The sequence below is a fragment of the Arthrobacter sp. 'calajunan' genome (genome assembly GCF_046940185.1).
GTDB lineage: Bacteria > Actinomycetota > Actinomycetes > Actinomycetales > Micrococcaceae > Glutamicibacter > Glutamicibacter soli.
The window spans coordinates 44,413-56,860 of sequence record NZ_JBKZDY010000002.1 but is presented as its reverse complement, the minus strand read 5'-3'; the positions used below and the strand labels follow the sequence as shown (position 1 = coordinate 56,860).

The 12,448-nt window shown below is 64.4% G+C and carries 12 protein-coding genes; all 12 read left to right on the top strand.

What is annotated here, in order from left to right:
- Window positions 1-234: 234 nt before the first annotated feature.
- The 12 genes from RF641_RS02760 to miaB all read left to right on the top strand — a co-directional run bounded on the left by RF641_RS02760 (window position 235) and on the right by miaB (window position 12,448).
- A complete protein-coding gene (locus RF641_RS02760) occupies window positions 235-1,068 on the top strand; it encodes an ABC transporter ATP-binding protein (protein WP_424572443.1) in 834 nt (277 codons plus the stop codon).
- The gene (locus RF641_RS02755; protein WP_424572442.1) at window positions 1,065-1,763 is read left to right on the top strand and encodes an ABC transporter permease; all 699 of its coding nucleotides are present in this window, start codon (window positions 1,065-1,067) and stop codon (window positions 1,761-1,763) included. Before RF641_RS02760 ends, RF641_RS02755 begins: the two co-directional genes overlap by 4 nt.
- Entirely contained in the window at window positions 1,760-2,527 is a 768-nt protein-coding gene (locus RF641_RS02750; protein ID WP_424572652.1) for an ABC transporter permease, read from the top strand. Before RF641_RS02755 ends, RF641_RS02750 begins: the two co-directional genes overlap by 4 nt.
- A complete protein-coding gene (locus RF641_RS02745) occupies window positions 2,524-3,435 on the top strand; it encodes an ABC transporter substrate-binding protein (RefSeq protein WP_424572441.1) in 912 nt (303 codons plus the stop codon). Before RF641_RS02750 ends, RF641_RS02745 begins: the two co-directional genes overlap by 4 nt.
- Before the next feature lie 99 nt (window positions 3,436-3,534).
- Entirely contained in the window at window positions 3,535-6,561 is a 3,027-nt protein-coding gene (locus RF641_RS02740) for a DNA translocase FtsK 4TM domain-containing protein (protein ID WP_424572440.1), read from the top strand.
- Between the two features lie 5 nt (window positions 6,562-6,566).
- On the top strand, window positions 6,567-7,175 hold the full coding sequence (gene pgsA, locus RF641_RS02735) for a CDP-diacylglycerol--glycerol-3-phosphate 3-phosphatidyltransferase (RefSeq protein WP_053797708.1): 609 nt from the start codon (window positions 6,567-6,569) through the stop codon (window positions 7,173-7,175).
- 79 nt (window positions 7,176-7,254) lie between these two features.
- Window positions 7,255-7,737 (top strand): CinA family protein, encoded by a 483-nt coding sequence (locus RF641_RS02730; RefSeq protein WP_047121150.1) that lies wholly within the window; start codon window positions 7,255-7,257, stop codon window positions 7,735-7,737.
- Between the two features lie 195 nt (window positions 7,738-7,932).
- On the top strand, window positions 7,933-8,346 hold the full coding sequence (locus RF641_RS02725; RefSeq protein WP_047121151.1) for a helix-turn-helix domain-containing protein: 414 nt from the start codon (window positions 7,933-7,935) through the stop codon (window positions 8,344-8,346).
- A gap of 62 nt (window positions 8,347-8,408) precedes the next feature.
- Complete coding sequence (locus RF641_RS02720) at window positions 8,409-8,672, top strand: DUF3046 domain-containing protein (RefSeq protein WP_353580028.1); 264 nt, start codon at window positions 8,409-8,411, stop codon at window positions 8,670-8,672.
- Window positions 8,673-8,905: 233 nt separating this feature from the next.
- A complete protein-coding gene (recA, locus tag RF641_RS02715; RefSeq protein WP_047121153.1) occupies window positions 8,906-9,958 on the top strand; it encodes a recombinase RecA in 1,053 nt (350 codons plus the stop codon).
- 59 nt (window positions 9,959-10,017) lie between these two features.
- Window positions 10,018-10,854 (top strand): regulatory protein RecX, encoded by an 837-nt coding sequence (locus RF641_RS02710; protein WP_424572439.1) that lies wholly within the window; start codon window positions 10,018-10,020, stop codon window positions 10,852-10,854.
- Between the two features lie 64 nt (window positions 10,855-10,918).
- A complete protein-coding gene (gene miaB / locus RF641_RS02705; protein ID WP_424572438.1) occupies window positions 10,919-12,448 on the top strand; it encodes a tRNA (N6-isopentenyl adenosine(37)-C2)-methylthiotransferase MiaB in 1,530 nt (509 codons plus the stop codon).

Sequence of the window (12,448 nt, the reverse complement as noted above, 5' to 3'; positions counted from 1 at the left end):
GCTGTCGATGACCCCGTGAAATCTCGCAGAGAATTTCGCGGGGTCATTCTTTTGCGATTACTTATACGTTCCTGATCTGGGATGACAAACTGAACTAATGCTGAAGATTTGCGAGCGGGACTGTGCAGGAAGCCTCGGATTAGGCAGAATGGGGCAAATGAACGCCCTGACGAATCCCCTGAGGCCAGCGTCGCACCGTGCGCTGCAGATCCAGGATGTGGACGGTGTCCGCCCATGATCGAATTCGACGCAGTCAGCAAGAGCTACCCGGGCGGCACCACGGCGGTCAGCGATTTCTCCCTCGAAGTGCCAGCGCACCGCACCACGGTGTTCGTCGGATCCTCCGGGTGCGGCAAGACGACGCTGCTGCGCATGGTCAACCGCATGGTCGAACCCTCCGCCGGGAGCATCAGGATCGATGGGCAGGACATCGGCTCCGGGTCCCCGGTCCAGCTGCGCCGCAGCATCGGCTATGTCATGCAGAACGCCGGGTTGCTCCCGCACTTCACCGTCGCGGAGAACATCGCCACGGTACCCAGGCTCAAGGGAACTTCCCGCGGCAAGGCCCGCAACCGGGCACTTGAACTGATGGCGACGGTGGGACTGGATTCCGGCTTGGCCGACAGGTATCCGCACCAGCTCTCCGGCGGCCAGCAGCAGCGCGTCGGCGTCGCCCGGGCGTTGGCCCCGGAACCGAACATCCTGCTCATGGACGAGCCCTTCGGCGCGGTGGACCCGATCGTGCGCACCGAACTGCAGCAGGAGCTGCTGCGGCTGCAGCGGGAGCTGGGCAAAACGATCATCTTCGTCACCCACGACATCGACGAGGCGTTCCTGCTGGGGGACCAGGTGGTCATCCTCTCCGAGCAGGCCCGGAAGCTGCAGGTGGGAACCCCCAGCCAGATCATCGAATCGCCGGCCAACGATTTTGTCGCCTCGTTCATCGGGGCCGAACGCGGGCAGCGCGCCCTGCGCCTGAAGCAGACGCCTACCGGCACGGTGCTGGTGGACCCCCAGGGCAGGACCCAGGGACGCCTGATCGACGAGAACGACCTGGACCGGGCATGAACTGGATCCTGGAGAACCTCGACCTGATCGGGACGCTGGCCATGGAGCACCTGCGCCAAAGCCTGTGGGCGATCGCCGCCGGCTTCCTGGTCTCGCTGCCCCTGGGCTGGGCCGCCTGGCGCTACAAGGCGCTACGCGGACTGGTAGTGACCGGCACCGGCCTGCTCTACACCATCCCCTCGCTGGCGCTGCTCATGATCCTGCCGGTCGTCACCGGAATGAGCGCCATCAGCGAAGCGAACCTCATCGTGGCGCTGACCATCTACGCGCTGGCCATCATGGTCCGCTGCGTGGTGGACGGCTTGGACTCGGTTGATCCGCAGACCCGCTCGGCCGCCACGGCCATGGGCTACGGCCCCGGCCGGCGCTTCGCCGCGGTGGAGCTTCCGCTGGCCGGCCCGGTGATCCTCGCCGGGCTGCGCGTCACCTCGGTCAGCACCATCTCGCTGGCCACCGTGGGCATCCTGGTCGGCGTGACCAACCTGGGTTACTTGTTCACCAACGGCCTGCAGCGGCGCATCATCCCCGAGGTGCTCGCCGGCGTCCTCGCGGTGGCGCTGATCGCGCTGCTCATCGACTTGCTGCTGGTGCTGGCCGGGCGCTGGCTTATGCCATGGACCGCCGCGCAGCCGCGGCGCGCACGGCGCGCACGCCGCGCACGGAACCGCGCCCCGCAGGCGGTGGGCACCCGATGAACCTGCTGCGCGAAGCCTTCACCTGGCTCACCGACCCCGCCCAGTGGAGCGGGCCGAACTCGCTGCTGCTCCTGCTCGGACAGCACCTGATGTACACGGCGCTCGCCGTCGCGATCGCCGCGGTCATCGCCATCCCCGCCGGCTGGGCCATCGGCCATACCGGACGCGGCCGCGAAATCGCGGTGGCGGTCTCCGGGCTGGCCCGGGCCGTTCCCTCCTTCGGACTGCTGATCCTGCTGGTGCTGCTGGCCGGGGTGCTGCACAAGCCGGAAGCCGCGGTCATCACCTTCGTGCTGCTCGCCATCCCGTCCATCCTGGCCGGCGCCTATACCGGGCTTGAATCCATCGACCGCAAAACCATCGACGCCGCCCGCGCCATGGGCATGACCGAACGCGAGATCCTGGCCAAGGTCGAGATTCCCTTGGGCCTGCCGCTGCTGGTGGGCGGCCTGCGTTCGGCCATCTTGCAGGTGGCAGCCACCGTCACCATCGCCGCCTACGTCAACCTCGGGGGACTGGGCCTGCCGATCATTACCGGCCTGAACCTCAGGCGCTACGACATGGTGCTCGGCGGCGCGCTCTTGGTCGCGGCGCTCGCGCTCATCCTGGAGCTGCTGATGGCCCTGGCCCAGAAGATGTCGGTTCCCCGCGGGCTGCGCAGCACCCGTGCCGGGGACCGCGACGCACCCGGCGGGCACGGCGCGGGTGACGGAAACACCCTTGAGTTACAGATAGATCGCCCCGTTGAAAGGACGCGAACATGAAGTTCCCAATGCACAAGGCCCGGGCGGCCTCGGTCCTGGCGCTGGCCGGAATGCTGGCGCTGGCCGGATGCGGTTCCAGCGATCCGCTGGCCAACGAGCCAAGCGCCGGAGCCTCCGGGGAATCGGACAAGAGCGTGGTCGTGGGCTCGCAGGCGTACTACTCGAATGAGATCATCGCGGAGATCTACGCCCAGGCGCTGGAGAAGGCAGGCTTCACCGTGGAACGGAAGTTCAACATCGGGCAGCGCGATGCGTACATGCCGCAGCTGGAGAACGGCAGCATCGACATCATGCCCGAATACACCGGCAACCTGTTGCAGTATTTCGAGCCGAAAACCTCAGCCCGCGCGTCGGAAGACGTGTATGACGAGCTCGGCAAGGCGCTGCCCGACTCTCTGGCGGTGCTGGACCAGGCCCAGGCCTCGGACCAGGATTCGTACACGGTCACCGAGAAGTTCGCCAAGGACAACAGCGTCTCGTCGATCGAGGATCTGGCCAAGGTGTCGCAGAAGCTCACTCTCGGAGGTCCGCCGGAGCTGGCCGAGCGGCCTTACGGCCCGAAGGGCCTGAGCAAGACGTACGGAGTCGACGTGGCATTCTCGGCCACGGGAGACACCACCGTGGAAGACCTGAACGCCGGAACGGTGAACGTGGCCAACGTGTTCACCGCCGACCCGCGGATCAAGACGGACAAGCTGGTGGTCCTGGACGACCCGAAGGCGCTGTTCCTCGCCTCCAACGTGGTCCCGGTGGTCGAAGCCGACAAGTCCGAAGAGCTCGCGGCAGTGATCAACCCGATCAGCGCCAAGCTCTCCGCCGAGGAACTGATCAACCTGAATGTCCAGAGCACCGTGGACCAGAAGTCCGCGCAGGACATTGCCAGCGCGTGGTTAGGTAGCAACGGCTGAGCCTGCCCGACGGGGCGTGATTATTCTCTAGCGCCGGGGGAGCACCGGGTTCACGTGTAAATTCGGTGCGTTCCCAGCGGAGGGCGATACCCTAGAATCATGGCCCCACGTACCCAGTCTCAGGGGGCGAAGAAGCCAACGACGCGTAAACCCAAGGCGTCCGGCACCTCGTCCTCCAAGAAACCCACCGAAAATCCGGAACAGGAACTGCCCCTGCCGCTGCGCATGATCCGCAGCGTGTGGATGGGCATCGCCCGGATCTTCGGCGGCGCCTTCCGACGCATCGGCGGCACCGTCAAGCCCGAGTACGAGCTGCGGCGCGACGGCACGGGACTCTTCCTCGCCCTGATCGCCATCGTCGTGGCGATCATCGAATGGTGGGGGCTACGCGACGCGGGCTGGTTCGGAACCGGAGTGCACGCGGTGGTCGGCGGAACGCTCGGCTTCATGGCCGTGCTGCTGCCGATCATCCTCTTCGTGGGCGCCTTCCGCCTGTTCCGCTACCCGGAGGCGGTGACCGAGAACAACCGTATCGGCATCGGCCTGCTGATCATGACGCTGTCCGGGTCCTCCATCGCTTCGCTGGCCAATGGCTCGCCGGCGGTGTCCGAGGACTTCGACGTGCTCTGGAATGCCGGCGGCATGGCCGGTTCCATCCTGGGCACCCCGCTGGGTCTGCTGATTTCGGTCCCCGGAGCCATGGCCGTCTTCATCTTCCTGGTGTTCATGTCGCTGCTGATCGTCACGGCCACCCCGATCACCCAGATCCCGACGCGCATCCGCGCCGGCTACAACCGGCTGCTGGGCCAGGACCCCGATGCCGAACGCCCGGCCCGCGCTTCCTCGCACGCCGGCGCCCGCGGCGGCGAGCTGAACGCCGAGACCGAGGACCACGACCAGTCCTACCTCTACCCGCAGGAAGAGGAAACTCCGGCGCCGAAGAAAAAGAAGCCCGGCTTCTTCGAGCGCCGCGCCGCGGCCCGCAAGGTCACCGAGGTCTACGACGTGGACGGCCACGAGGACTCCGAGCGCAGCGGCGACGTCGCCTACGACAAGGCGGTCATCGACGAGGACTCGGCCGAGCCGGCCGAAGCCGCCACCACCTCGCTGCCAGCGGTCCACCGCAACCGCTCCTCGGAGGTCTTCGACGCCGACGAGGCGGCCACCCAGGCCTTCTCGCGGGAGCAGCTGGCCTCTGAGCACCCGACCGTCGCGCACCGCGCGGTGGACATCGAACCGGACCAGGACGCCCAGCCGGATCCGCAGACCCCGCCTCCGGGCGTGAAGCGCCCGACAAAGGCCGAGGCCGAGATGGCCCAGATCATGGAGAGCATCGGGCTGAAGGCCGAGCCTGAAGCCGCCACCAGCGCCATGGACCAGGTCTCCTCGCGCGCTGCCGGGCTCTCCGGCACCCCGCAGCCGCCCATCCCTGCGCGCACCGAGCAGCTGCAGCTTTCCGGGGACATCACCTACACCCTGCCCTCGGCAGACTTCCTGCCGCCGGGCCCTCCGGCCAAGGAAGCCTCCGAAGCCAACCAGGTCGTGGTCGACGCGCTGACCAACACCCTGCAGCAGTTCAAGGTCGACGCCCAGGTCACCGGGTTCTCACGAGGGCCGACGGTGACCCGCTACGAGATCGAGTTGTCCCCGGGCACCAAGGTGGAGAAGGTCACCGCGCTGTCCAAGAACATCTCCTACGCGGTGGCCTCCTCCGACGTGCGCATCCTGTCCCCGATCCCGGGCAAGTCCGCCATCGGCATCGAGATCCCGAATACCGACAAGGAAGTTGTGGCTCTGGGCGACGTGCTGCGCAGCCAGAATGCGCGCAAGACCGAGCACCCGATGGTCATGGGCGTGGGCAAGGACGTCGAAGGCGGGTTCGTCGTGGCGAACCTGGCCAAGATGCCGCACCTTCTGGTGGCAGGCGCCACAGGTGCGGGCAAGTCCTCGTTCGTGAACTCCATGATCACCTCGATCCTGATGCGCGCCACCCCTGACCAGGTCCGCATGGTCATGGTGGACCCCAAGCGCGTGGAGCTGACCGCCTACGAGGGCGTGCCGCACCTGATCACCCCGATCATCACCAACCCGAAGAAGGCTGCCGAGGCGCTGGGCTGGGTCGTGCGCGAGATGGACACCCGCTACGACGACCTGGCCAACTTCGGCTTCAAGCACATCGACGACTTCAACAAGGCGGTCAAGGCCGGCAAGGTGCACCCGCCCGAGGGTTCCAAGCGCGTGCTCAAGCCCTACCCGTACCTGCTGGTGATCGTCGACGAGCTCGCCGACTTGATGATGGTCGCCCCGCGCGACGTCGAGGACTCGATCGTCCGCATCACCCAGCTGGCCCGCGCCGCCGGCATCCACCTGGTGCTGGCCACCCAGCGCCCGTCCGTGGACGTGGTCACCGGCCTGATCAAGGCCAACGTGCCATCGCGCATGGCGTTCGCGACCTCCTCGGTCACCGACTCCCGCGTGGTGCTCGACCAGCCGGGCGCGGAGAAGCTGCTGGGCCAGGGCGACGCCCTGTTCCTGCCCATGGGCACCTCCAAGCCGATGCGCGTGCAGGGCGCCTGGGTCACCGAGTCGGAGATCCACCGCGTGGTGGAGCACGTCAAGGCCCAGCTGCAGCCCGAATACCGCGACGACGTCATGCCGGTCGCGGAAAAGAAGAAGATCGACGAGGACATCGGAGACGATCTGGAGCTGCTGCTGCAGGCCACCGAATTGGTGGTCACCAGCCAGTTCGGTTCCACCTCGATGCTGCAGCGCAAGCTGCGTGTGGGCTTCGCCAAGGCCGGCCGCCTGATGGACCTGATGGAGTCGCGCGGCGTAGTGGGCCCGTCGGAGGGCTCCAAGGCCCGCGACGTGCTCATCAAGCCGGACGACCTGCCGATGGTGCTGGCCGCCATGCGTGGCGACGATCCGTCCAGCACGCAGGCCACCGCCGCCGAGCAGGCGCTGGTGGACGAGGCGAATGTGAACCACGCGGATCCGGTGGCAGAATATGCCGAGGACCTGGTTGCCAAGGACCTGGATGACCGGCCGCAGGCCGTCGACTACTTCGACGGCTCCGACGACGAGGGCTCCGGCGAGGACGCCTGGGACCTGACAGGGAGAAACTGACCCGAATGAGTGAGCAAGCTTCGCACGAGCCGCCGAATCCGGTGCCGACGTTGAACATCGCCAACGTGCTGACCACGATCCGCATCATCATGGTTCCGTTCTTCATCTGGGCGCTGTTTGCGGACGACAGCACCCAGGGCACCTGGCGCTGGGTGGCGCTGGCCATCTTCGTGGTGGCCATGTACACCGACAAGCTGGATGGCGACCTGGCCCGCAGCCGCGGGCTGATCACCAATTTCGGCAAGATCGCCGACCCGATTGCGGACAAGCTGCTCACCGGCTCGGCGCTGGTCTGCCTGTCCATCCTGGCCGAGCTCCCATGGTGGGTCACCGTGACCATCCTGGTGCGCGAATGGGGCATCACCCTGCTGCGCGTGGTGGTCATCCGCTACGGCGTGATCGCCGCGAACATGGGTGGAAAGATCAAGACCGTGCTGCAGGCTGTGGTCATCGGGCTGTACCTGCTGCCGCTGACCCATACCGTCGGCTGGCTGCACGCGGTGGCCTGGGCCCTGATGCTGCTGACCGTGGCGGTAACCGTGGTGACTGGTGTCGAGTACATCTTCAAGGCCATCGCCCTGCGCAGCGCGTACAAGAAGAACGCACAGAACTAGCGCATTCCGGCAACCGACGAGCATCGGCGCGCATCGGGGACATTCCGGTGCGCACCATCCATATCCAGGGGAGTGACACATGAGGCACCAGGCACCAGCGGTGATTTCCATGGCCAGCGAGCACAAGCTCCAGCTTGCCACCGCCGAATCACTGACCGCCGGGCTGATCGCTGCCACCTTGGCCGAGGTGCCGGGCGCCTCTGCGGTGCTGCGCGGCGGGGTGGTCAGCTACTCCAGCGACGTCAAGGCCTCGGTGCTGGGCGTGGACCAGAAGCTGCTGGCGGAAAAGGGATCCGTTGATCCCGAGGTAGCACGCCAGATGGCAGTGGGGGCCCAGCGAGCCTGCGGGGCGGATCTTGCCGTTTCGGCCACTGGTGTCGCCGGCCCCGAACCGCATGACGGCAAATCCGTGGGCACCGTGTACATCGGCTGGGCGTCCGGAATCGAGTCCGGAGCCAGGGAGCACCATTTTGTGGGGGACCGCGCGCAGATCCGCGAGCAGAGCACCAACGCAGCCATCAACCAGCTGGCTGCCATATTGGGTAAAGCTTCTTCACAGTAAAGAGCGGAATACTACTTTTCCCGGGAATTTCCGCAATGAATCATCGATTTGTGGCGTACGTCGCAAATTTATGATTAGGGTGATAGCACGGGAACAAATTCGAATGACATGCCGTTGTACGAATTGTAGGGCCGCAAGGACGGCCCCCGTTATGAACAGATCTTCGAGATGGACCTAGGAGCAAAGGCTAAATTTATGGTCAAGCAACCCGTCACAGTCAATGGTGTTGTCCGTTGGCGCGATATGGGAGAAGCCCATATGGTCCAGCCCGTGAAGGAGGAGCACAAAATGGTAGTACTCCGTCATGAAATCGGTGACGTCCTGCGAGACGTCCGCCAGCGCCAGGGCCGAACCCTCCGCGAGGTTTCCCATAGCGCCCGTGTCTCATTGGGCTACCTGTCGGAAGTCGAGCGTGGACAGAAGGAAGCTTCCTCCGAGCTGCTCTCCTCCATCTGCTCCGCACTGGAGATTCCGCTCTCGCTCATGCTGCGCGAAGTATCCGAGCGCGTCGCACTGGCCGAAGGCATCGCGATCCCGGACACCGTTCCAACCGATATGGCCAACGAGTTCGCTGCAACCCGCAACGACAAGCCGCTGGCTTCGGTTTAAGCTTCACCGCTACTTACCAGGCCTCGGTAGGTGGGTGGTCCGACGGGTGAGGGCCCACGCAAATGCGTGGGCCCTCGCCTCATTCGTGGGAGGATATTCCAGTGAGACTTAGCGACTTCTGGCGGAACATGGAGAACGAATTCGGCCAGCGATATTCCCATGTTCTGGCCGATACCATGGCCCTGTCCGAATTGGACAGCCTGACAGCGAGCGATGCCCTGAAGAAAGGCATCACGCCGAAGCAGGTGTGGGAAGCGTTGTGCCGTGCGCAGGATGTGCCGGTGGACCGCTGGCTTGGTGTAGATATCGAGCCCAAGCAGTCCTAGGCAACGGCGGGCAGTTTCGAGTATTCGAAACATCCACATTGATTTTCGAACATCTATTCGGATAGAATCGTTTGTGAACGAGGCGGAACACGCCCGCGAAAACTTAAACTCTGAGTTTGTCCACACTTACCGGATCCACGGGTCCAAAGTGTCGGTAGGCGCTCATACTGTCTAATGCAGGACAAGAAATCGTGAGCAGGTCGATTGATGGCTTGCATGAGCAAAGGTGAACCATGGCAGCAAATAATGATCGGGAAAAGGCACTTGAGTCTGTCCTGGGCCAGATCGACAAGGCCTTCGGCAAGGGCTCGGTCATGCGCCTGGGTGATGAAACCCGCGCTCCCATTGAAGTAATTCCTACCGGTTCGGTTGCGCTGGACGTGGCTCTGGGCATTGGCGGACTTCCGCGCGGTCGTGTCGTGGAGATCTACGGTCCTGAATCCTCCGGTAAGACCACCGTTGCACTGCACGCCGTGGCAAGCGCCCAGCGCAACGGCGGCATTGCAGCATTCATCGATGCTGAACACGCTTTGGATCCCGAATACGCCAAGAAGCTTGGCGTGGACACCGACGCCCTGCTGGTTTCCCAGCCGGACACCGGTGAGCAGGCTCTGGAAATCATGGATATGCTTGTCGGCTCCGGCGCGCTGGACATCATCGTCATCGACTCCGTGGCCGCTCTGGTGCCGCGTGCGGAAATTGAAGGCGAAATGGGTGACAGCCACGTGGGTCTGCAGGCCCGACTGATGTCCCAGGCGCTGCGCAAGATCACCGGCCGCCTCTCGGCTTCGAAGACCACCGCGATCTTCATCAACCAGCTTCGCGAGAAGATCGGTGTCTTCTTCGGCAGCCCGGAAACCACCACCGGTGGCAAGGCCCTGAAATTCTACGCTTCGGTTCGCATCGATATCCGCCGTATTGAAACCCTCAAGGAGGGAACCAACCCGGTCGGCAACCGCACCCGTGCCAAGATCGTGAAGAACAAGATGGCGCCTCCATTCAAGCAGGCCGAATTCGACATCCTGTACGGTCACGGCATTTCCCGCGAGGGCTCGCTCATCGACATGGGTGTTGAGCACAACCTGGTCAAGAAGTCCGGCGCTTGGTTCACCTACGACGGCGACCAGCTGGGCCAGGGCAAGGAAAACGCCCGCCGCTTCCTGCGCGACAACCCGGATCTGGCTACCGAACTGGAGCGCCAGATCCTGCAGAAGCTCGGCGTCTTGCCAGCAGAAGAAGTGGAAGAAGACGAGACAGAACTGCGAGTCGTCGAGGGCGATCAGTAGTGAGCTCAGGCTTCAAACGACGTAGCGTTCGATCCGGATTCAATTCCGGGTCGGACGCTATGTCCGTTTCCAATGAATTTCAGGGAGACCTGGAAGACATGCCCGAGTGGGCCCGGCCAGACCCGGCCGAGCCAGAGGCGTCCCAACCGGCGAAGCCGGGCACCGGCGAAGCCGGCGCAAGGAAGGCTTCCTCCGACACGTTGGCACCAACCAACCGCCGGATCATCGCCAGCCTCCCGGCACAGGAAAAGAAGAAGCCGGAAAGCGTCGATGAACTGCGTGCGGCGATGTACGAAATTCTTTCGGCTCCGGCTCCGGCGGCGCCCACCAAGAAAGAGCGCAAGGATGCCCGCGAGGCCAGGCGCGCGGCGCGTGAGTCAGGGGAAACCGACGAACTCAGCGACGACCAATGGCGTGAAAAAGCCCGCGGGATCCTGCTGCGGCAACTGACGGCCAGCGACAAAACCGCGAAACAGCTCAAGGACAAGCTCCTTGACAAGGACTGTCCGGAAGAGATCGCCGATGAGGTGATCGAGCGCTACGCAGAAATCAACCTCGTTGACGACGAACGTTTTGCCAAGACGTGGGTCGCCGCAAGGGCTCGTTCCCGTGGACTGGCGCGCGGCGCGATCAAACGTGAGCTGCGCACCAAGGGCGTCGACGACGAAACCGCAGCCGAAGCGCTGGAACAGATCGACGACGAAGCCGAAGAGCAGCGCGCACGGGAACTGGTCCGCGTCAAACTGCGGCCAGAATCAATGGGAGCGGACCGGGACAGGGCGCTGCGGCGCCTAGTCGGCATGCTGGGGCGCAAGGGCTATAACGGCGGCATGGCTTTCAAGGTGGCCCGCGAAGAATGGGATGAACGCTTCGGACGGCACGAGGGGCAATACTGAGGATCGTCGCGCGCCGAGGATTGCCTTCGTTTCAGGGTCCCGGCGGATTCGGTAACCTTATAAGGTGAGTGAGCAACAACCGATTTCCAGCCCCCAGTCCGAAGACCTTCCGCGCACGTACGAAGTGCGCACCTTCGGCTGCCAGATGAACGTCCACGACTCCGAGCGGCTCTCCGGCCTGCTTGAAGATGCCGGGCTTGCGCGGAAGCCGGAAGATTTGACTGAAGAGGTCGCAGACGTCGTGGTGTTCAACACCTGCGCCGTGCGTGAAAACGCTGACAACAAGCTGTATGGCAACCTCGGCATCCTGAAGGGGGTCAAGGAATCCCGGCCAGGAATGCAGATCGCTGTCGGCGGCTGCCTGGCGCAGAAAGACCGCGACACCATTCTCAAGAAGGCCCCTTGGGTTGATGTGGTTTTCGGAACCCATAACATCGGCTCGCTGCCGGCACTCCTGAACCGGTCCCAGCATAACAAGAAGGCCGAACTGGAGATCCTCGAATCCCTCGACGTCTTCCCGTCGACGCTGCCCACCCGCCGGGAGTCGGTCTACGCAGGCTGGGTGTCGATCTCGGTTGGCTGCAACAACACCTGTACGTTCTGCATCGTTCCTTCCCTGCGCGGCAAGGAACGCGACCGTCGGCCGGGGGAGATCCTGGCCGAAATCCAGGCACTTGTCGACGACGGCGCCATCGAAGTGACGCTGCTGGGCCAGAACGTGAACTCTTACGGCGTAGAGTTCGGCGACCGTCTGGCCTTTGGCAAGCTGCTGCGCGCCTGCGGTGAAATCGAAGGCCTTGAACGCGTGCGTTTCACCAGCCCGCACCCGGCGGCATTCACCGATGACGTCATCGAAGCCATGGCCGAAACCCCGAATGTCATGCCGCAGCTGCACATGCCGCTGCAGTCCGGATCGGACCGCGTGCTCAAGCAGATGCGCCGTTCCTACCGTTCAAAGAAATTCCTCGGAATCCTGGACAAGGTGCGCGAGCGCATCCCGCATGCGGCGATCACCACCGACATCATCGTCGGGTTCCCCGGAGAGACCGAAGCAGACTTCCAAGCCACCTTGGACGTCGTGGAAGCTTCACGTTTTTCCTCGGCATTCACCTTCCAGTACTCCCAGCGCCCTGGCACGCCGGCGGCGACCATGGACGAGCAACTGCCCAAGGCCGTTGTCCAGGAACGCTACGAGCGACTGACTGCACTGCAGGACCGGATTGCCAAGGAGGAAAATGCCAAGCAGCTGGGCCGCACCGTCGAGGTCATGGTCACCGAGCATGCCGGCCGCAAGGCTGAAACGACCCATCGGCTCTCCGGCCGTTCGCAGGATCAGCGCCTGGTGCACTTCTCGGTTCCCGAGGGTGCCCAGACGCCGCGCCCCGGCGACCTGGTCACCTTGCCGATCACCGAAGTAGCCGCCTTCCACCTGGTTTCCGACCCGACCGCAGGGCAATACCAGCTGCGCCGTTCACGGGCAGGGGATGCCTGGGACCGCTCGCAGGCCGACAGCTGCGGCGTGTCGGCTCCCGGCGCCAGCAGCGAGCCGGGACGCACCAACTTGGGGATGCCGACCCTGAAGGTGCGCAGCTAG

Coding starts and splice junctions, on each gene's coding strand:
- RF641_RS02760 (WP_424572443.1), top strand. CDS start 235: ATGATCGAATTCGACGCAGTCAGCAAGAGCTACCCGGGCGGCACCACG.
- RF641_RS02755 (WP_424572442.1), top strand. CDS start 1,065: ATGAACTGGATCCTGGAGAACCTCGACCTGATCGGGACGCTGGCCATG.
- RF641_RS02750 (WP_424572652.1), top strand. CDS start 1,760: ATGAACCTGCTGCGCGAAGCCTTCACCTGGCTCACCGACCCCGCCCAG.
- RF641_RS02745 (WP_424572441.1), top strand. CDS start 2,524: ATGAAGTTCCCAATGCACAAGGCCCGGGCGGCCTCGGTCCTGGCGCTG.
- RF641_RS02740 (WP_424572440.1), top strand. CDS start 3,535: ATGGCCCCACGTACCCAGTCTCAGGGGGCGAAGAAGCCAACGACGCGT.
- pgsA (WP_053797708.1), top strand. CDS start 6,567: ATGAGTGAGCAAGCTTCGCACGAGCCGCCGAATCCGGTGCCGACGTTG.
- RF641_RS02730 (WP_047121150.1), top strand. CDS start 7,255: ATGAGGCACCAGGCACCAGCGGTGATTTCCATGGCCAGCGAGCACAAG.
- RF641_RS02725 (WP_047121151.1), top strand. CDS start 7,933: ATGGTCAAGCAACCCGTCACAGTCAATGGTGTTGTCCGTTGGCGCGAT.
- RF641_RS02720 (WP_353580028.1), top strand. CDS start 8,409: ATGCGTGGGCCCTCGCCTCATTCGTGGGAGGATATTCCAGTGAGACTT.
- recA (WP_047121153.1), top strand. CDS start 8,906: ATGGCAGCAAATAATGATCGGGAAAAGGCACTTGAGTCTGTCCTGGGC.
- RF641_RS02710 (WP_424572439.1), top strand. CDS start 10,018: ATGTCCGTTTCCAATGAATTTCAGGGAGACCTGGAAGACATGCCCGAG.